Annotated in this window: 14 protein-coding genes; 6 read left to right on the forward strand and 8 right to left on the reverse strand. The window is 66.8% G+C overall.

What is annotated here, in order from left to right:
* Nucleotides 1–96: 96 nt before the first annotated feature.
* The 4 genes from C0Z19_RS14030 to C0Z19_RS14045 form a co-directional block, all read right to left on the reverse strand.
* Nucleotides 97–5,586, reverse strand: a complete 5,490-nt coding sequence (locus C0Z19_RS14030; protein WP_102610438.1) for a hypothetical protein — start codon at nt 5,584–5,586, stop codon at nt 97–99.
* Nucleotides 5,587–5,779: 193 nt separating this feature from the next.
* Nucleotides 5,780–7,243 carry a sensor domain-containing diguanylate cyclase gene (locus C0Z19_RS14035; RefSeq protein WP_158242981.1) on the reverse strand — a complete coding sequence of 488 codons (1,464 nt, stop codon included), beginning with the start codon at nt 7,241–7,243 and terminating at the stop codon, nt 5,780–5,782.
* A gap of 241 nt (nt 7,244–7,484) precedes the next feature.
* Complete coding sequence (locus tag C0Z19_RS14040; RefSeq protein ID WP_233196133.1) at nt 7,485–8,666, reverse strand: aromatic ring-hydroxylating dioxygenase subunit alpha; 1,182 nt, start codon at nt 8,664–8,666, stop codon at nt 7,485–7,487.
* A 153-nt stretch (nt 8,667–8,819) separates the two neighbouring features.
* Nucleotides 8,820–9,503 carry an anti-sigma factor family protein gene (locus C0Z19_RS14045; RefSeq protein ID WP_102610440.1) on the reverse strand — a complete coding sequence of 228 codons (684 nt, stop codon included), beginning with the start codon at nt 9,501–9,503 and terminating at the stop codon, nt 8,820–8,822.
* A 193-nt stretch (nt 9,504–9,696) separates the two neighbouring features.
* Between C0Z19_RS14045 and C0Z19_RS14050 the strand changes: the two genes are divergently transcribed.
* Nucleotides 9,697–10,074 (forward strand): GNAT family N-acetyltransferase, encoded by a 378-nt coding sequence (locus C0Z19_RS14050; RefSeq protein WP_146012061.1) that lies wholly within the window; start codon nt 9,697–9,699, stop codon nt 10,072–10,074.
* A gap of 181 nt (nt 10,075–10,255) precedes the next feature.
* Nucleotides 10,256–10,519, forward strand: a complete 264-nt coding sequence (locus tag C0Z19_RS14055; protein ID WP_102610442.1) for a hypothetical protein — start codon at nt 10,256–10,258, stop codon at nt 10,517–10,519.
* A 348-nt stretch (nt 10,520–10,867) separates the two neighbouring features.
* Here the strand turns inward: C0Z19_RS14055 and C0Z19_RS14060 are convergent, their stop codons facing one another.
* The 4 genes from C0Z19_RS14060 to C0Z19_RS14075 form a co-directional block, all read right to left on the reverse strand.
* Entirely contained in the window at nt 10,868–11,560 is a 693-nt protein-coding gene (locus tag C0Z19_RS14060) for a GNAT family N-acetyltransferase (RefSeq protein ID WP_102610443.1), read from the reverse strand.
* A 54-nt stretch (nt 11,561–11,614) separates the two neighbouring features.
* Nucleotides 11,615–13,045, reverse strand: coding sequence for a helix-turn-helix transcriptional regulator (locus C0Z19_RS14065; protein WP_102610481.1), 1,431 nt, complete (start codon nt 13,043–13,045; stop codon nt 11,615–11,617).
* A 128-nt stretch (nt 13,046–13,173) separates the two neighbouring features.
* Nucleotides 13,174–14,253 (reverse strand): hypothetical protein, encoded by a 1,080-nt coding sequence (locus C0Z19_RS14070; RefSeq protein WP_102610444.1) that lies wholly within the window; start codon nt 14,251–14,253, stop codon nt 13,174–13,176.
* A 266-nt stretch (nt 14,254–14,519) separates the two neighbouring features.
* On the reverse strand, nt 14,520–15,623 hold the full coding sequence (locus C0Z19_RS14075) for a type IV pilus twitching motility protein PilT (RefSeq protein ID WP_102610445.1): 1,104 nt from the start codon (nt 15,621–15,623) through the stop codon (nt 14,520–14,522).
* Nucleotides 15,624–15,751: 128 nt separating this feature from the next.
* Here C0Z19_RS14075 and C0Z19_RS28700 point away from each other — a divergent pair, with 128 nt between their 5' ends.
* Genes C0Z19_RS28700 through C0Z19_RS14095 form a run of 4 tightly spaced genes read left to right on the forward strand, consistent with a single transcriptional unit; the run spans nt 15,752 to nt 20,552 of the window.
* Nucleotides 15,752–16,792, forward strand: a complete 1,041-nt coding sequence (locus C0Z19_RS28700; RefSeq protein ID WP_233196134.1) for a toxin co-regulated pilus biosynthesis Q family protein — start codon at nt 15,752–15,754, stop codon at nt 16,790–16,792.
* The gene (pilN, locus tag C0Z19_RS14085; protein ID WP_102610446.1) at nt 16,789–18,495 is read left to right on the forward strand and encodes a PilN family type IVB pilus formation outer membrane protein; all 1,707 of its coding nucleotides are present in this window, start codon (nt 16,789–16,791) and stop codon (nt 18,493–18,495) included. Before C0Z19_RS28700 ends, pilN begins: the two co-directional genes overlap by 4 nt.
* Before the next feature lie 25 nt (nt 18,496–18,520).
* Nucleotides 18,521–19,807 (forward strand): type 4b pilus protein PilO2, encoded by a 1,287-nt coding sequence (pilO2, locus tag C0Z19_RS14090; protein ID WP_102610447.1) that lies wholly within the window; start codon nt 18,521–18,523, stop codon nt 19,805–19,807.
* A complete protein-coding gene (locus C0Z19_RS14095) occupies nt 19,797–20,552 on the forward strand; it encodes a hypothetical protein (protein WP_102610448.1) in 756 nt (251 codons plus the stop codon). The genes pilO2 and C0Z19_RS14095 overlap by 11 nt, the downstream gene beginning before the upstream one ends.

Raw genomic sequence — 20,552 nt, forward strand, 5'->3', positions numbered from 1 at the left:
GGCGCGGCGGCAACTCCTGGCGCTCGCCGCGCACTCGCCACGCGCCGCCAGGCGACCCCGCGGAGCGCTTGGGGCCGCCTCGGCAGGTAGGCGCTATCACGTAAACGTGAGCACCTGCTGCGCGCGGTTGCCCGCGCCGGCGTAGGTGACGCCGAAGATGCCGTTGACGCCGGCCGTGCGCCCTTCTTGCTGATGCTGCGGATACGTGAGGAAGTGGGCTTCGCGATAACGCGGATCGGCGTGTATCGTCTCGATGTCGCTGCGGGCTTGCCTCGCCTCGGCCAGCCTGCCGCTGCGCGCCATGACGTGTTCGTAGGCCCGCAACTGATTCGAGGTTGCCACGGTGGCGTCGTACTCGTAATAGATCTGCGGCGTGGACGTCGTATCGCGCTGACTGACGGCCCAGGCCGAAAACTCCTTCAGGTATGCCTCCTCGAGTGCAAGGCGCTCGGCACGGACCGCGGGATCGTCGTGGTTGTACTCGGCCCCGAAGAACTTGCGGGCCTTGCCTTCCGCCATCTCGGGGAGCAGATCGCGCGCGTTGCGGATGAAGTCGGCCGGCTGCAGGTACGTGTGCGTGGCATAGCTCGTCGGATGCTCCTCGCCATCCTGGACGATCGCGCTGCTCTGGTAGGTCACGCCCTTGCGCCATACATCCGCCCTGGCCGAGTAGAGCGGCGTGGGCATCCCGAGAACGTCGGATACAGGATCGGGCGGGGAGGCGTGCGGGTCGGGGTCGATCGCCTCCAGCCCGATCACGCCGGTCAGCCCGCCGTGCACCCCGCCGTGCCACGATCCTTGTGCGGTATCGCGCTCCGTCCTCAGGAAGCCGGAGCGGTCGCGGTAACGCATCGTGGCGCCTTCGTAGCGCGCATCGATGCCTGCTCCGACCACGCCCGCGATCTGATGCCCGAATACGTTGAGTTCGAGCCCCTCGAGACCGAGGACGGCGCCGATCGAGCCGGACCCGGTATGATCGCTGCGCTTCTGTTCGAAGTAGCCGATCGAGAGATCGTCGCCGAATGCGTGAAACGCGCTCTTGATCAGCGAGCGCCGGTCTTCCTCGTTGCCAGGCCGCGCGTAGTCGCCGCCTGCGCCGCCCACTGCGGGATGGTTGACGAGCAGTCTGACGAGCTCGGCCTTGCGTGCGCTGGCCGCGCGATCGCCCGGCGAGCCGCCCGTCAGGTTGCGCGGAAAGCCGAGCACGGCGCCTTCCTGGTGCACGACATCATAGGCGTAGCCCACGTCGATCGAGCCCTTCAGCGGCACGGGCCCCGTGCCGAGCGAGCCGCCCACGCCCGTCTCCACCTTCTTGAGCGTCTGCACGTTGACGCGCAGCTGGCTGCGGTCGGTCGTGTTCGAGGATTCGAACTGCACGGTACGGACGAGGCCGCCGCCCAGATCGACGTGGACTTTGGCCACGAATCCCGAGAGCACCGCGGTGATCGTGTCCTGAATGCCTTTCGTCGTCAGCGTCACGTTGCCGGCGTTGTCGAACGAGAACGCGGAGCCGAGTTCCTCGGCCGCGACGACCTTGGCCAGCATATCCGCCACGTCCTTGCGCTCCTTGCCCTTGAACGGCTCCATCGCGATCGGCGCCTCGCTGCCCTTCGTGAGCAGCATGAAGTCCTTGCTGAACGCTCGCCAGCGGGGATCGGCAGCCTCGTTGGACATGAGCCTCTGGGCCGCGATCGGGCTGCCTGGGCCGCCGACGTCGGCCGCCCAGCGCAACAACGTGTGCGGCGTCAACAACGCCTGGTTCTCTTGATCCAAGATCGATGCAACACGCGCTCGCAGACCATCGCGCAGGCCCTGATTGGCGGCGAGTCCGGCTTCGTCGGCGTCGCCCGGCACCGATGGCGCGAGCTCGTCGACCAGCTTGGCGATCAGCTTGTCTTTCGTGAAATTGAGCAAGCGCTTCGGCGTGGAATGGCGCGTCATGAAAAAAGCCTGCGCCTTCACCTGCCTCGCGACCGCCGCGCGCACCACCAGTCGCAATGCGGCGTTGCCGTGCTCGTCGTCGCGCACGGCGTCCTGCTTCAACTGAGGCATGGCGTCGATCGCTGCGGCCACGGCCTCCATCATGTCGGCCTGGGCGCGCGCGGCGTGCGTGCCGCCCTGGTTGACGACGCCCATGCCGCGCGCCGGCGATTCCTCGGCGATCCGGCTGTGCGTCAGGAACGGGCTCTTGCCCGTGAACGGCGACACGATGCGCCGCAGATCGGACTTGAACTTGCTCCAGCCCGTCGGGTTGCGCATGGCGCGGTCCACGTGCTTGCCGAAGCCCTTGCTAACGCGTGATTCGATCGCACGGAACTCGCTTGGTTTGCCGTCCAGATCGCGCGACTCATCGGTCAGTATGCCGTTACGAATCATCGGAATCGCAAACCGGCAACCATGCGTGCCTCCCGTAAACGGCGCGGCAAGGCGCTCGGGATCCCCGGCGTGCTCGTCGAGCGCGCGCAATTCGTCACGTACGGCGAGCAGCGCCTTTTGCGCGATCGACAGGTTCCGCGGTACGGCTTTGCCGTCGCGGCCGGGCCAGTCTTGCTCGCTGCGCCCGCGTGTCGCGTCGCCGAGACGGCCGAGACTGAAGATCGAGGCCGGATCGTTTTTCAATGCAGGGGCGACCTTGCTGCCAGCCGATGCGATGGTTTCCTGCTGCAGGCGCTGCGAGGCCTTGAGGAAAACATTGAGCACGAGCCGCTCCTTGTCGGCCACCGAGGCATGCGTGCGTGGATCGCGCGGTACCGCCGGGGCGGGTGTGAGCTTGGCGATCAAGCTCTTGCCGACGCCGCCGGGAATCTGCACGATTTCCTGCGCGAGGCGCCACGCGCCGTCCGCGCCCTCAGGCGCCGCCGACGACGGCCCATGCCCGCCCACCTGACGCAAGCCGTCGAGCAGGTTAGTGCACTGCAGCGCACGCAACGCGATGAGCGCCTGCCCCGCAGGATCGAAATCCTTGCCGAACGCGAGATCGAGGGCGTGCGTCAGCATCACGGTTTCGGGGCCGGTCAGCTTGTTCGCCTGCGCGTCCATTTGCGTCTTGATCTGCTCCGGCGTCAGTCCTTCGGTCTCCACCTTTTCTTGCCGCAGTGCGCCGAGCGCCTCGAACAATGCCGGGCGCTGTATCCCTCTCAGCAGATCGGGATTCTCGTCGAAGACGGCTTTCAACGCCGCCTCGCCGTTGAGCCGGGACACGATTTTGAACTCGGGCGGCGCCTCGCGCGGCCGTGCACGCGATGGCTCTTCGAGCACGGGATGCGTCATCGCCGGCTCCTCCGGCCGGCCGGACACGGGAACGAGCGTCGGCTCAGGCGTCTCGACCGTGGTGGCGAACGGCTTCATCGCATTTGCCGCGGCCTTGTCCACCGCGAACGCCGTGCCGGCCTTGGCGGGATCGGTCACGTGATCGGACCACGCGGTGAGCTGGTTCTTGACGGCGAGCAGCGCCTTCTGCGCGCGCGTGAGGTCCTTCGGCACTGGCGTGCCGTCGCGGCCGGGCCAGTTGCGCGCAACGCTGCGGCCCCGGGTCGCCTCGCCGAGGCGGCCAGTGGCGAACACCGAGGCAGCGTCGCTTCCGCGCATGCCGGCGGGGTCGGCTTCGGCCAGCGCCTCGCGCGACGCCCGCAGAAACACGGCCATCCACTCCCCGAGCATCGCAGCGTCCGCTTGCGCGTGCGCCGGCTCGGCGCCAGCCGGGCGCGATGTCACGGAGGGCACGGCCAGCTTGCCGATCAGCCGTACGCCGATGTCGTCATGCAGCGGGCGCTTGCCGCCCTCGCTCGACGTCGGGGTGACGATGTGCTGCGCCAGCGTCCAGGCGCCGTCGATACCGGCCGGACGCGGCGGCTGGCGGAAACCCACCGTGCGAACACCGTCCACGAGGCTGGTGTCGAGCAGCATGTCGAGCGCCGCCAGTGCGTCGCGCGAGGGGTCCGCACTCATGCCGAATCCGCTTTTGAGCGACTGCGTGAGCCGCGCGGCCTCGTGCTCTGTCAGGCCCTTGTCCTGCGCGAGCTGCACGAGCCGCTGGCGCAATGCCGCGCGCTCGGTGCCCGGGGGAAGCGCGTCTTCGTTGAACTGCAGGTCGACCGCCACGTCGTTGTCGTAGCGAAAGCCCTTGTAGGGCTTCGGTTGCGGCGTCCAGGTGTTGCTGCGGATCGGGGTCGAAGTCGTCGTCGACGTGACACCGAAGCCATGGTAATAGCGCTTGTCCGGATCGCGCATGACGGCGATGCCGTCCTTGATCGCCTGCTTCACCTTGCCGAGCGCACCGGCGCCGCCGGTCGGGAGTTCGACCTCGGTCTCGGGCTCGGTCTCGGTCAGGTGCTCCTCGTCGCGGCGACCGAACGGCATCGAAAAGCGGCCACTGTCGACGAAGCCGTCATCTTCGTCGCCGCCTGGATCGATATCGCTGGGAAGGGTGAGATCGCCGCTGCTGCCGAGGTGAATGCCGAGTCGTTCGGCGAAGTCGGTGAACGTCACGTTGTTGCCCGAGCTCAGCGAGCCCGAGTCGTCGCGATCGAGCTGGGAGTCCCCGCCGTGCACGCTACCGCCCGCTTGGTGATCGGGCGGTTCGCTGCCGGCCACCGAGCGCAGCGCCTCGAAGTGGTTGCCGAAGCGGATGATCGCAACGGGATCTTCGCCGGTATTCGACTGCAGCCAGCGCACGGGATGACCATCCGCATGCGGTTCGACCCAATGCACGTCGAGGCTCGCGCCACAGCGGGTGTTGATGTAGGCCAGCGCTGCTTTGATCGCCGGCTCGTCCGCATAGAGCATCCGGTCGAGTTCGGCGATCTCCGGATGCGCTTGCTCGAGCACGGCGCGGCATTTTTGCGCTTCGTCGGCCAGCTTCGGCTCGTAGTCCTTGTCGTAGCGGCCCGTGGCATGCTGCAGCAGCGAGATCAGCAGGCAGTTCATGCCCGCGCCGCTGTTCGGCACGGTCTCGATGCCGCGGGTGGCCAGCCAGGCGCGCACGGGCGCGGGGTCGATCTCGCGCTGTTGTTCGACGAGCGGCGCCTCGCTGCCCTCGCGTTCCTCTGCGGGCCGCATGGCAGGCCGAGGCACGAACGCCGAACCCGAGGAGACGCCATGCGCGCCGGCGCCGGCCGCGGTCTCTTGTGCCGATATTTCCGGAATCCCTTGCACGGCATGCGCGGCCATCCGCAACGCGGCGTCGCGCATCGAGGTTTGCGCCGACAACTCGGCGAGCGAGCCTTTGTGCCCAGGCGCATTGGGCAGCATTTCAGGCGACGTCGGTTCGCCTTCGGTCTTGCCCGTGGGCTCGCCCTCGGTTTTCGAGGCGCCCTGCCAATGGCCGCCGCTGCGCAAATATTCCACGGCATCTTCGACGAGGGCCGAGCGGCCCGGATCGAACGAAGACGTGCGCTCCGGGCTCGACCCCGCGTTGCCCTTGCTCTTTTTGCTGCTCCCCTTGCCGAGCGAACCGAGTTTGTTCAGCACACCGCTTCCGGACAAGCGCCGGCTCGACGGCGCGGTGTTGCGCCTGCTGCTCGTCTTTCCACGATCGGCGCCACTCGCACCGCTGAAGCAAGCCGAAATCCAGTTTCCTATTTTCATGTCCCATGCTCCTCGACACTTTCGCCTGCGGATCGGCGCGCACGCGACCGCACCCCTGCCATGCGGAACGAGCAGCCGGACACATGTGCGCCTTGTATGCGCTGAGTATGGGAAAAATCGGCAGCGGCCGATGCGCCGCGCGCGAAGCCGCCGCCTGCGTGGCGAAGCCCAGGCGCCTATCGGCGGCCTGACCTCAGGTAAGCTGGGCCACGAATACCGTGTTGCGCCCCGCGGCCTTGGCCAGGTAGAGCGCCTCATCGGCAGCTTTCACGAGTGCGCTCGGCTCGCGTTCGGCATGCGCGGCCCTCGTTGCGGCACCGATGCTGACCGTCACGTGGCGTCCGGCGCCGGGACAATTGACGTCGAGCTCGTCAACCGCGCGGCGCAGCGTCTGCGCCACGGCATGAGCGCCCGTCTCGTCGGTGTCGGGCAGGACCACGACGAACTCCTCACCGCCGTAGCGCGCCGCAAAGTCGGCCGGCCGGCGCAGGTTCGCCCCTATGCAGCGGGCCACTGCCGTCAGCGCCGCGTCGCCAGCCTGGTGACCATAGCTGTCGTTGTAGTTCTTGAAGTGATCGATATCGACGAACAGTACCGAGAGCGGCCGCCTGTCGCGCGCGGCCCGGCGCCATTCGGTCGTGAGCCGGTCGTCGAACGAGCGGCGGTTATCGAGCCGTGTCAGTTCGTCCAGACGCGCGAGTTGCTGCAACTTGACCACGATCCCATTGCGCCGCGAGATCAGCAGCGCCAGATAGCCTGCCAAGCCCAGGAAGATTACCGTACACGCGAGCATGAAGGCGGCCGTACCGATGGCGTGTGCGCGCCAGGCGCGATAGACGTCGTCCTCGGCAAAAGAAACAGCGAGCATCAGGGGCAACCCGTCGAGGTGCTTGAAAAAATAAAGACGCCGCTCGCCCTGCACAGGCATGTCGTCCGAGAAAGCGCCCTTCGCACTCGCCGACATGGCGCCGAGCGGCTCGGTGCCGCCCCCGTCGAGGCCGATGACGGCGCCGGAGAAATCGGGTATGGGCTTCACGCCCCGGTCCGAGACCTGCAGCAGCGCGATCTGCCCGTGCGGCCCCACGGGCAGATCGGGAAGCAAGCGCCGCAAGCATGCCGCGTCCACCGCCCCCGTCACGACGCCGCCGAAGGCGCCGTTGCGTTTGTCGACGCGGCGGCTCAGCATCAGCATCGTCGACTGCCCGGCTCGGTGCTCCGCGCCGACGTAAAGTCCGAGGCCCGGGTCGCGCCGAAGCGGTGTGAGATAGGGTTGCCGGTCGGGTCCGGCATCGGCGCGCAACATCGTGCCCGCTCCGATCGCGGAATCGGCGATGAGCAGGCCATGTTCGTCGCGCACGACGATGGAGCTGAGGCAGGGAAGCGGCGTCAGCCCGCCGAAGAGCGTTCGCCCCGGGGTGCCCGATCTCTGCGCCTCGATGCTGTCTGCCCTGGCGGCCACCCTTTGGAGCGTCCTGTCGTAGTCGTGTAGCACCTGCGTGAGCGCACGCTCCATCGCGGGCAATGCACTGCTCGATCGTGCCACGGCGCGCTCCTGCGCATCCTCACGGCCGCCAAACAACGTGCTCGCGCCGGTCGAGAGCATGACCAGGACGATAACGACGCAGCCTATGAGCGCGGCATGCTGTCCCCTTTGCAAGGGCGCAATCCCTTGGATCGGGAAGGATGGCTGGTGGCCCCGCATCGTCGTACCTGCTGATCTGCTATAGCGTCGAAGAGCGTGCGGTGGTCGACCGCACGCTGTCACGATAGAAAAAGCCGCCGACGGCTCGCCTCGAGGCAATCGGGGGGAACGCTTGCCGCAAGAAATTGCGCGAGCCGCCCGCCGGCAAAAACAGGAGATCGGGCACGACGGCATCCACGATGGCGCCCGTGCTCACTCAGCGCACCTGCACGAGCCGCACTTCACGCCGATGGCCGGCACACGTGTTCCCCGGCCCGTCCTCGCCGCGGCAACCCCGATCTGCGGTCTCGGGACTGCCGGCCTCAGTGCCTGCGGACTCACGGCAGGCGTTCTCGGCGCCCAGCGCACGCTCGGCCTCGAGCTTGCGCTCCATGATGCGGCGAGCACGCACGGCCCCGCCGTCGATGGGAAGCACCAGCGGCCGGGCCGACCAGAATTCGCGCTCGCCCAACGCTTGCTGCTGCGCTTCCAGCATGGGCAGGTCTTCGTCGCGAAACGGCCCCATCAGCATCTCGACGGCATACTCGACCACTTCCCTCGCGCGTGCGCCCAGCTTCTTCGGCAATCCGAAGCCGAAGAAGTAGTGCGTCGATGCCTCGGTCTCGGGCGTCAGGAAGTGGCCCGAGAACGACGTCAAGCCGAATTCGCGCGGCAGGCCCGAAATGGTTGCCCCGACTTCGATCGACATCAGCGCCGGTGCGTTCCAGCGCACGTCGAGCCAGCGGTCGACGGGCACGCCCTTGGGCACACCGAAGGGCAGCGCGACCGCGTCGCGCAGATGCTCGCCCTGCGTCGCGCGTCGCGCCCAAACGGTTTCTCCGTCATCGTCGAAGTCCATGGTCCCGGCCGTGATCGACGGCGTGCCGAGCGTTTCGGGATGGAGAAACTGAAAGTGGCTCAGGTCCAGCAGATTGTCGACGCTGAGTTGGTAGTGAGCGCGCGAGAGCAGATAACCGGTGCTCGTTTCGTTTTCGGACGGATCGAGGTAGCCGAAGTCGGGCAGCGGCGTCTGGGCGGCGCGCTGCGGCTCGCCCATCCAGATCCAGACGGCGCCATAGCGCTCCATGAGCGGATAGGACGTCACGCGCGCCGCCTCGGGAATGCGGCCGTCGCCGTGCGGATTGTGCACGCAACGGCCGGTCTTGTCGAAGGCGAGCCCGTGATACGGGCACTCGATCGCCCCATCGCGCACGCGTCCGCGCGACAACGGTGCGAAACGATGCGGACAGAGGTCGGCCAACGCCACCGGCCCGCCTTCATTGTCTCGAAAGAGAGCTACCGGCTCGCCGAGCAGTACCCGCCGCATCGGCGCCTCGACGGAAAGCTCGCCGCTCCAGGCGGCGACGTACCAGGCATTGCGCAAGAAATTCATGTTCATGTTCCCCCGAACGGTGACGTTGCAATGCGCCCGACATCGCGGCACGGGTCTTGATGCCCGCCGCCGGCGCATGATCAAGGTAGCGCCCTTCCAGCCGCCGCGGTGCGGCAGCCGGCGAAGACGCGAACGGGGAAACGAAGAACGGACCGCCAGTCAGGAGCCGCCGTATTCGATCGGCTCGGCAAAGCGCACGCCGGACGTCGCGCGCAGCGTATCGATCTGTCGGGCGAGATGACCCTTGCCCGCGCCGGCTGCAGGGGCGAGCGAATAGATGCCGTTTGCGCCGGGGCCGGCTACGATCTGCAAACCCAGCGAGGTCAACAGCGCCTGCAACTGGCCGATGGGCATCGCGGGGTCGACGACGAGCCGAATCGTCGCACGTGGCGTCCCCGGCTGCGTGAGCGCCGGCGAACCGGACGACAGTGTGCGATAGACGGCAGGCCGAACCGCATCGCCAGGCCCCAAACGGAACAGCGCGGTGCCGCCGGCCCCGAGTATGAGTAGCGCGGCCAGCCCGTACGCGAGCGCGCTTGCCGACGGACGCTGCGCCCAGAGGAGCGTGCGCGCACGGCGCCGCTCGCCGACAGCATGTCCGTCGATGCGCTCCAAGAGCCGTTCGAGCCCGGCTTCGAGGTCGGGGCCGACGGTTGCCCGGCTCGCGGTCATCGCCGCGCGCAGCCGCTGCTGGAACGCCAGTTCGTCGCGGCAGGCAGGACAGTCGGACAAATGACGCTCGACGTCGCTGCGCTCATCCGCGCAGGCCGTGCCGTTGACGAAAGATGGCAGCAATCCCCAGACGCGCAGGTGAGTACGGTCACGGTGGGTGGAAAAAATCATCGCTTGGCTCGAGAGTGGCCCGGGCGAATGCCCGGTACGTGACACGTGAGTGCGCCTCCGGGCCAAAAAAGTTGCAAGCCCGAAAAAAATTCGCTTCTGGCGCCGCCGCTGCGTGTTTTCGGAGCGAAAGGCGACCGATTCGTCCGATCATTCCCGGTTTCGCATAACGACAAACAAAGGACTTCGCTTCGAGATGGCAGAACACGGGGACGATTTCGAGTGGAAATTCATCACAGCTCGGTTGCGTGTATTCATCGTCGCATCGCAAGAAGCGGTGCAGCTTTGCCGTACGCTGCTGGAAAACGCGGAAGTCGCGGCCCGCGTGCCCTGGATACGCGAGAAGACGGGCAAAGCCTTCGAGCAGGAGATGCTGCGCTTCGAACTCCTGTGCGCGGCGGGCGCGCTTTGCGTGTGGGCGGTCGAGCGCATCGAGGACGGAGCCTTCGTCGCCGCGATCGTCGACAATCCGTCTGCCCAGGGCAGCAACCTCGAGCTCATCGTGCGCCGCGAGTGCTGGGGCTTGGGCTACGGCGACGAGGCGATGGAGCCGCTGCTGCGATGGTTGCGTTGAAGGATGCGGGTGGCTTCGCATACGAAGTGCTGTCTTCGCGCCGTGTCGGGGCGCAGCCGAACGGATTTACGACACTGCGCAAGGACAGTGCTTGCGCTTGCGGCGCGAGCGCTGTTTTCTCAGCGCGGCGCCGCGCGTCGGCGTCGTCCGGTCACAAACTTCAACACGCAGGAGAATCTAGATGGCTGCCGTTACTCCCCCCACGATCACCCCGACCTCCCTCGCCTCGTTCGAGAAGCCCACGCAGTTCAACCCGGGCCAGGATCCCTCGAAGCTGTTCGGCAAGGATTTCGACAAGCACCTCGGCAACATGCAGGGCAAGCACAAGCCCGAGCCGAAGCACAAGGCCGAGCCGAAAAAGACCGAGTCCAAGGACCACAGCCACGATTCGGCGAAGCACCACAAGCATCAACCGCAGCACACCCATCAGCCCGCGGGCCAGTAATTCCGGCAGCCGATAACCCATCGGCCCGGACTCCCGGCGGCAGCGAGAGTGCGAGCTCGACCTACCGCCGGGAGCGTAGCGGACTAATGCAATCGTGTTTAGGAACCCGCATCGTGTGGGCGCGCATCATGTGTCGCCTTGGACGCAACCGGGATGGCAACGCCCGAACGAGTGGCATCGGCCGCATTAGCCGCACAAGTGCATTAGCCGCATCAGCCGCATCAGCCGCATCAGCCGCATCAGGGCATTGGCGGCATCGGCGAAACGAGCGTGCAATCGACCGATCGGCCGACCAACCGCCCGTCAGCGGGCCCGCGCCTTCGCACGGGACACGCTCGACTTTGCAAATCAGGCCGGCAGCACGTCACGCCCCTCTTCCTGCGTGGAGGTCTCGTGCGGCTCGCCGGCGGCCGGCACCGGCGCCGCGACCGCAGCGGGCGCCGCTATCGTCTCCGCAGCCGCGGGCGGGGTGCGCGTCAGTGCGTAGAGCAGCGCGTCGTCGGCAACGAGGCCGCGGTTGGGCCGCGGCTCCCAATTGACGAGCCGTCCCTCGTACTTGAAACCGAGCTTTTCCATGGTGGGAGCCGACTTGCCGTGCGGTGCGCAGCAAGCGTAGACGCGGTAGACGTTCGGCTGGGCGATCGTCCAGTTGAGCACCTTGCGAAACGCTTCAAGCGATGCACGCCGCCGGCGCCACGCGAGCCGCTGCGCCGACGCCACGCCGAGCTCGATGCGCGGCAGGGCCGGACGCAGTTCGAGCATGCTGCACAAATGCCCCGTCTGCTTGTCCTCGAACACCCAGGTGAACATCGTCTTGTTTTTCCACCCCGCGTCGCACTCGCGGATATAGAGAATGGCCTCGTCGACCGACTCGAGCGTACGCCGCGGCAGCCATTCCATCACTTCGGGATCGCCGAGCAGCGCATAGTAGAGTTGCTCGGCGTCGCTCTCGACGAAAGGACGCAACCAGAGACGCTCAGTCTCGATGATGCGCGGCGGATTGAACGGTTCGATCGGATCCAGCGGTTTGACCGGTTCCATGACAAGCTCCTCCTACATGAACGGCGATTGAGCAGCGCGGCTCGGCCCGGCGTGTCAACGCGCGAGTGTTTCCGAGGGCGCTTCCTGAAAAACCTTCCGGTAGCTGTTGATCAGCGTCGAGCGATGCTGGATGCCCCACTTGTGGGCCGCATCGAGCACGCCGGTGGCGCCGCCGTCCTCGCGCGTGAGTTCCTCGCGGATACGCTCCATGCGGCGCTGGCGAATCAGTTCGCTCGGAGAAAGCCCGAGATGCGTCTTGAACGCGGCCTGCAGCGCGCGCTCGGTCACCCCGATCTGCGCGGCCAACTCGCGCACGGACAGATCGCGCTGATCGAGATGCTCCATCAGGTAGCGATAGGCGCGGCGGTACTTCGCAGGCAATCGCGCGCTCACGTCATCGGCGCGCGGCTGGGCGCCTGCGGGGCTTGCGGCCTCGGCCGTCACGGCCGGCATCAGGATGCTGTCGGCGCGCACATGGCTGATCGAAGCCAGCGCGTAACGGCCATACAGTTCCGTGGATTCGTGTCCGCGCCCCTGCTGCTGCCGTACCTTCGAGAGGCAATAGAGGTATTCCAGGTACCAGCGCTTATGCTGATGAGCGACGCCGTTGCCGACGCGGCAGTGGCCGAGCATGGTCTCCGCCGTGTGGGGGGCCTGCGCGGCGACAGCAGCGACGGAGACCTCGAGGCAAAGGCTGCGATGGTATTCGGCAAGCCCGCTCGCGGCAGCCCACTTGAGATGCGGATCGAGACGTTCACAGTGCCCCTTTGCGCCGAAGGCGAAACGTTGCAGGTGTGCAAGGTATTCGAGCCGCTGAGCGAGCAATGGCATCGAAGCCGACGACGGCGCCGACGCGATCGCGCCAAACGTATCGGGCAGAACCCCTTGCGCGGCCGAGCGCCAGTAGATGTGGTCGCGCAGCGGCTCGGCCTCGCGCAGCTCATGCTGAATGCGCGCGTCGTAGCGCAGCGATGCAGCCAGGTCCGCGAAGCCGCCGGCGCCCGCCTGTTCGGCGGTTTGTGCGAGCATCTCGAGTTGCTGGCCGACCGCACCCAGACATCCGAGATGAAGCAGGACGAGCGACTTGCCGAGGCGGCTTTCGAACCGCTGCGCCGCGCTTGCCTCGGGCTCCTCGAGGACGCGATTGAAGCAGGCCACGGCCGTGCTGAAACGGTCCTGGAAGAATGCAAGCCAGCCAGCGTTCCGGCAAGAAGCGATGCGCAGCGCGTCGCGCGACTGGCGAATCGCACGCTGTGCCTTGCGGTACCCTTCCTCGGCCTCGATCAGGCGACCGAGCGCAAGCTGAATGTCCGCATAGGCTTGCAGCACGATGGGGTCAGCGGTTTCGTCTTCACGCTCCGCTCGCGAAGCGAGCGTTGCACAGGCTTCGCCAAGACGCCCCTCGGCGCCCAGGCGCGCATACGCTGGTAGTGCATCGGCCGCACAGAGAGAAGAGGCAAGGACGAAGTAGACGCTCGAGAACATGACGCGCTCCTGAATCGAGGGGATCTGCATTCCGACGTGTGAGTCGTTGGATGCATCGTCTCAATGGCGCGTCTTGTTTTCGATCGATTGTGACGGTCTGTTACCTTCGATGGCTTCGGCTTCGGGGCTCAACTCTTTCGCGCAGCATCCGAGACGGCGGACGCCGCCGCTTTCGCAACGTCGACTTGCGCCTGAACCATCGATATGAACATCTGGCTCTCGGCCGCAAACATCTGCGCCTCGATCATGGGCGTCATGAACTGGCCGGTCGACTCCATCGTTTCCTCGGCGAATTCAGCCGCCGCGTTCGGCATGTTCTGAGGCCGCTTCGCTGGCCGGGCTGCCGCAGGGGCATGCTCATGCGGCGCCTCGGCAGGTTCGAGCTCGGGTACCGGTTCCTCGTGTTTCTGTCCCGCGTCGATCTGCGGTGCATGCGGTGCATGCGGCGTATGCGGCGTATGCGGCGTGTGAGGGGTGACAGGCGTCGAGGCAGGCCCGTGCCTGTTGCGAAGCTTCGCGAATGCCGCCGCCGTATCGGCGCGCGGACCCAGTGAAGGGCTGGCGTGCGGCGAGCCCGGCACCGACGGAGACGCGGGGGGCGTATTGGCGTCGAACGCGGACACGGGCGGGTCCCACTCCTCGTCGAGCGACGCGCGCGGGGGAATCCTCAGCGGCGAAAGACGCACGCCCGGTTCCGGCTCCACGAACGGGTGATTCAAGCCGTTATGTTCCTGTCCCGACTCAGCGACTGGCTCGTCGTTCGCCAACGTATCGCGCGGCGTGCGCGCGCGCGCGGGGTTGTCCGATTCGTTCGTACCGAGACGCATCGTCGAAGCGGGCTCATGAACACTAGCCCGCGGCGTATCGAACGGGTTGGTGCTGACCCGCGGCGTATCGAACGGGTTGGTGCTGACCCGCGGCGTATCGAACGGGTTGGTGCTAACCCGCGGCGTATCGAACGGGTTGGTGCTGACCCGCGGCGTATCGAACGGGTTGGTGCTAACCCGCGGCGTATCGAACGGGTTGGTGCTGACCCGCGCGGTACGCGAGCTCAGACGCCCGAGCACGCCCGTCGAAGGGAGCGGTCGAGACGACGAGACCGTGGGTGTGGGCGGTTTCGGTGAAGACGTCGAAGACGGCGTGTGCGCGTCGGTGCTGATGTGGCCGTCGACGAACGGATTGGTATGGGCTGGTCCCGTCACGGGCATGGTGTTCCTCGCTCGGTCTCGATGCGATAAGGCGGACCGCCCGAGGCGAAGCACAAGGCGGCAGTGACCTCTTTATAGCGGGTTCGGCATCGACACCCTGCCCTGCGGCCCGAAGCGAACGCACGGATTGCGAAGCCTCGCGCAAGGCCACGCCATTGCATACGCGGCGCTGACCATTGGGATGAACCCCACGGTTAAGAAAAGCTTGATACCCCCGGAAAGAAAAATTTAAGTGCCCTGCGCATCCAAATCGATTTCATCTGGCACTAACGTTTCACCGAACCAAGGAGCATTTCATGAAGTTCCATCCGGTTATAGGCGGCTCGCATCGCATCGCGCGCGGAAATGGCGTTGCGAGCCACGAGCGAAGCGAGATGCTCGTTCAAAGAACGGGACATGTTGTCTTCCTTGCGGCGAATGAAATCGCTAATGAAATGCATCTTATCAGGATCAACGAGCAGCTTGCTCACCTGCTGATTCGTATTGAAGAGGAGTTCGCTTGCAAGCACGAACGACTGGCCGTCTTCGCTCGGCACGAGGCTCTGGCAGATCGCGCCGATCAGCGAATTCGCGAGCGAGGCAGCGTGGCGCTCGCGCTGCTCGGAGGGGAAGAAGGAGAGCAGCCGCGAGAGCGTGCTCGCGGCACTGTTGATATGCATGGTCGCGAAGACGAGGTGGCCGGATTCGCCTGCCTGCAGCACCGTCTCGGCCGTCTCGAGGTCGCGCACTTCGCCCACCATGATGACGTCGGGCTTCTGTCGCAGCGCTTCGCGCAGTCCTGCCGAAAAGCTCGGCGTATCGGTCGGAACTTCGCGTTGCGAAATGATCGATTGGCGGCTGTCGAGGTAAAACTCGATCGGCTCTTCAATGGTGACGATATGACTGTTTCTGGTTCGGTTGATGTGATCGAGCAGCGAGGCGATGGTCGTGGTTTTGCCGGAGCCCGTCGGCCCCGTCACAAGCACGATGCCCTTCGTCGCATCGAGCATCGTGCGGATGTAGGCAGGCAGCCCGAGCTTCTCGAGCGGCAGCGGTTCGAGCGGCAGACGTCGGATCGAGATCACGGTCTTGCGGCCACCCGAGCTGCGATAGACGTTGCAACGCAGCCTGCAGCGCGTGAGCACGAACGGGCGATCGATGGCGCCTTGCGTGAGTCGCGCTTCCCATTGCTCGTCGATGGCCTCGAGCATCGGGCGCATCTCTTCCATCATCACGGGCGTGCTGTCGCCGGTCTCGATCCAGCCCTGCGGCGTCTTGATCATGATCGGGCGATCCTGCTCGATATGGATATCGGTGAAGGTCTGGGGCAGATCGACGAGCGCGAGAATTTCGCGCGTGAGGTCGCGCAACCCGCTGGATTCAATGGTCATGTTGGTGGGTCCGTGAAGCGTTGCAATGACGACGCATTCGTGACTTTAAAGAATCGGCACGGCGGAAGTAAAGCCGAAAGAGCGTACGCCCCTCGCGCCTGCGCGGGAAGCGTCCATCGGACGGGATCATGGGACGGGGTCGGGCCATGCGCCGCGCGCTGATCTGCACCGCCGTCATGGCGGGCGTCGTAGCTGGCGTCGGCCAGCCTGATAGGGCCCTGGCCGCGCCGCGCCAGGCCGCCGCAGCCGGGCGCGTGGACGTGGTCGGCAGGCTGCAGGCACGCAATGTCGGCGCGGGCGGCCATGACGTTCCGCTGCGCGAAGCGCTCGAGCGCATCGTTCCTGCCGACTACAGCATCAACCTGCCCAATGCCGGCGCCTGGGCGGAGACGCCCGTGAGCTGGAACGGTGGGCGCACCTTCGTGGCGGCGCTGCGCGAAGCGCTCGCGGGTCTTCCCGAAGTCAGCGCGAAGATCGACACGAATCTGCAGATGGTCACGGTGCGCTCGCTCGCGCTGCCGTTCGGCGCGGCGCCCCCCCTCGCCGCTCGCCCGCAAGGTGCCGCGCCTGGTACGGCGCCGGCGATGGCCGCCCCGGCGCCCGCACTCGGCGCTACGCCGCGTGCGGAGCCGCCTATGCTGGCAGCGCAGACGCAGTTGCCCGGCGCGCCGCCATCGGCATCGCCCGCTGCCCGCCCCGATACGGCAGGCTTGCAAAAAACCGGTATGCCCAACGCAGTCGCCACAAAGGCGGCCATCGCGCCTGTCTCGCAAACGTTGGCTACCCCCGCCATCGCAGTGGCATCGAAGGCCATCGCCGCGCCCGCGCCGGCTCAGCCGCCGGCCGCCGTCCCCTCCTCGGCGATTTCGACGCAAGCCGGCTCTTACTCCGTGCCCGCGGCCGAAGTCTCGCGCACCTGGCGGCTCGAAGTGTCGGACCGCACTGTGAAGACGGCACTCTCGCGCTGGGCCAAGGAGGCAGGCTGGCAACTCGTGTGGGAAGTGCCGGTCGACTTCGGCATCGACGCCGACGCCACCATCACGGGCACGTTCGACGACGCGCTGCACGCCGTCGTCCATGCGCTCGACAAGAGCGACACGCCAATCCAGGCCATTCTTTACAGGGGCAACAAGGTGCTGCGCATCGTTGCCCACGGAGCCGCGTCATGAAAGCCGCCCTCGCCCTCCTCGCACTGCTGTTGGCCGGCTGCACGGGCCTGCTCCAATCGGTTTCGGATGCCGCGCACCGCGATGCCGAGCAGAGCGGCAAACTGCTGACCTCCGCCCGCGAAGGCAACATTCGCACACACACGATCGACGACGTGGTCGTCGACAATGGCATCTGGCTGTCGGGCAGAACCGTCAAGCTCGCACAGACGGCGGGCCTGCCGCCGGTATTTTCGCAACCCGTCACGTTCGATCGCCAGGTCGCTTCGCTGCAGGAGTTTTCCGAACGCATCACGCGGCTCACGCAGGTGCCGGCCAAAGTGTCGGCCGATGCCGTCACGGCGTCCGCACGCGCGCTCACCGGCGTGGGCGGCGGCGCAGCGGCTGGGCTCGGCAAGGCTGGCCAGAGCGTCAACCTGCCGCCGCTGCCGCCAGGGCGCGGCGCCGCAGCAGCGGCAGCCAACGAAGGCTTCATGCCGTCGAGCGTGCGCATTCTCTATCGCAGCGGCGATTTGAAGGGGTTGCTCGATACCGCTTGCGCACGCTTCGGCGTCTCGTGGAAGTACACGGACGGCGCCATCGATTTCTATTTCACCGACACGCGCACGTTCCAGGTCAGCGCGGTGCCGGGCGATTCGTCGGTCAATGCGAATGTCGTCAGCGAAGCAAGCAACAACGGCGGCACGCAGGGCTCGGGCCTCGCCGGCAGCATCTCCGGTGGCGGCGCCGGCGGCAGCGGCAGCGGCACAAGCAACGGGGTGTCGTCCAACAACACCTCGACCACGGCGGTGAACTCGCAGCTGTCGATCTTCGGCAGCCTGGATTCAGCCATCAAGGCGATGCTCTCGCCCTACGGCCACGTGGTATCGGCCCCCGCCACGGGCTCGATTTCCGTGACCGACACCCCCGACGTGCTCGATCGCGTCGCGCGGTTCATGGAGGAGCAAAACCGCGTGATGTCGCGCCAGATTCTCATCAACGTCACCGTGCTGTCGGTGACGCTGTCGGCCGACGACAGCTACGGCATCAACTGGGGCGCCGTCTATCAGGCCCTCGGCTCGCGCTTCTCGCTGACGAGCGCCTTTACCTCGGGCCTGACCAGCGCGACCACGCTCGGCGCCCAGGTCATCTCGCCCAACAGCCGGGCGAACGGCACCGCGGCGCTGATCTCGGCGCTCTCGCAGCAGGGAGCCGTGCGACGCAAGACCTCCGCTTCCGTGACGACACTCAACAACCAGCCTGTGCCGATCCAAGTCGCCACGCAGCAGGGCTATCTGGCTTCGATTTCGACCACCAACACCGCGAACGTCGGCTCGCAAACCTCGCTGACGCCGGGCACAGTCACCACCGGCTTCAACATGACGCTGCTGCCGCACATGCTCGATGACGGGACCGTGTTGATGCAGTTCTATACCAATCTCTCCGTGCTCGATGCGCTGCAGACGGTCACGAGCGGCGGCTCCAATCCGCTGCAGATCCAGACGCCGGAGATCGACACGCGCAACTTCCTGCAGCGCGTGGCCATGAAGTCGGGCGAGACGCTCGTCATCAGCGGCTACGAGGGCGCGGCCGACAACTCGACCCAGCAAGGCGTCGGCAAGCCGTCGAACATCCTCCTTGGCGGCGGCTACGACGCCCGGCGCTCGCGCGAAGTGATCGTCATCCTGATCACGCCGCTGACCGTGCGCACGGCATCGGGCGCCTGAGCGCACGCACGAGACGAACGCCATCATGTCCGCGCAAATCATCCAGATCGGCCGCCACCGCTTCGTCAGCGGCCTCTTCTGGCAATCGCTCTCGCGGCGGCGCGAGCTGCGCAAGGAAGCGCTCGAACTCGCACGCAAGCTGCAGTTCGACCTGCTGCTGGTGCGCATCGAGCGCGACCATGCCGAAGCCGGTTTCGCCAACCTGGCCGATGGCGTCCAGCCCGGCATGCTGTCGCTGGCGACGATGGTTTCGTCCGCGATCGTGCGGCAAGGCGCGATGTACGACGGGCGCCAGCAGCCGGCGCCCAATTGGATCGGCGCATTCAAGGTGCCGGACGGGCGCTGGGCCTACTTCGCCGTGCGCGACAACCTGTTCCTGCCGAACGGCGACTGGATCGGCACACGCGACGAAGTGTTCGAGCGGCTCTTCGCCGACTATGCGCTCGGCGGCTGGAACGTCGTGATCGGCGACGAGGAACTCGAGCCGCTCGGCTTCCACAACTTCTATCGGCGCAGCCTCGAAGATCTGATGCCGCGCCGCAACGGCAAGCCGCACGTCCATCGCTGGTGGGCGCTCGGGCGCGCGCGGCGCAGCCTGCGCGCCCCGCTCGCTGCCGCGGCGCTCGCCGTGCTCTTCTGTGCGGGCGTGGCGGGTTACATCAAGTATCGCGAGCACCAGCAGGCGCTGGCGTTTGCGCGAATGGCGGAGGCGCAGCGCAAGATCGTTTCGGCCGCGCAGAAGCAGCCCGCCGCCGCCGTGCATCCCTGGGCGTTCGAACCGCTACCCTCGGCGCTCGCTGCACGCTGTCTCGAACGGTTCGGCGAGTTCGCCCCCGGCGGCTGGAAACTGTCGCGCTATGAATGCTCGAGCACGGCGGCGAGCTATGTCTGGGACCGTCACGACTCGACCATCGCGTTCCTGCTGAGCCAGATGCCGCAAGCGCAGGTCGACGGTACCGGCGACCATGCCGCCTGGCACGTACCGCTCTCCGTCACGCCGGCCGGCGACGATGCGCTGCTGCCGGAAAGCCGCGTGCGCGAACGTCTCTTCGACGCGTTTCAGTCGCTCTCGATCAAACTGAAGCTCGATGCTGCGCCGCGCCCCGAACCCGCGCAGAGCGATCGTCTCGCCTCACCGCTCACTCACCGCCCGCCGCCGCCCACGTGGCGCGTCTGGCGCCTCTCGGCCGATCTGGCCGGCCTCTCCCCCGCAAGCATCGCGCCCGCGCTCGACGCGCCCGGCGTGCGGCTCCAACGCCTGACTTATCAGGACGGAACGTGGACCATCGAAGGAGTCGTCTATGCGAACTGAGATCTCTGCTCCGGCCGTGCGCCAGCATGCGCGCGCCATCGGCGTGGCTGTGACATGCCTGGCGCTGGCGGGCCTGGCGCTGGCGCTCACGCCGGCGGTCGGCGCGCCGGCCTCGGCCGTTGCCGCCACCCCATCCGGCCCGGGCGCCGAGCGTGCGCACGCGACCGTCTTGCAGGCGGCTGTTTCGCACGCTGGCATCTCGCAGCCGCAACCGAAGGCAACGCCTGCAAGCGTGGCCACGTCACAGTCGGAGGCGTCGACGAAAGCCGCGCCGACGGCGACCGCGCCCGAGCCTGCACTGCCCTCCACGACGGCGCTGGCGCTCACGCGGCTCGAGGAAGAAACGCTCCTGCTCAAGGCTCGCCTCAAGGCACTCGAAACCGAAGCGCAGATCGCGCAACGCAACGCCGAGCTCACGCGCCTCGCGGCGGCCGGCGAACGCAGTGGCTTCGTGGTGCGCGCGGTGGAGGGCATCGGCAAGTCGCTTTACGCGACGCTCTGGAGTCGCGACCAAGGCGAGGTTGAAGTGAAAGTGGGCGACACCCTGCCGAACGGCATGCGCATCGTCGCAGTGCGGCCCGGCGAAGTGCTCGCGCAACTCGCACACAGTCGCAAGCCCGTGGCGCTGCCGATGGCCATCGACGCGCTGCCGGCGTCGGCGGACGAGCAAAGCTACGCCGGCGCGCCAGCCGGCGGCGGCCCCGGCGCCGGTATCCCCGGCATCCCTTCGTTGCCGAGGTACTGA

The organism is Trinickia soli (genome assembly GCF_002879855.1).
GTDB lineage: Bacteria > Pseudomonadota > Gammaproteobacteria > Burkholderiales > Burkholderiaceae > Trinickia > Trinickia soli.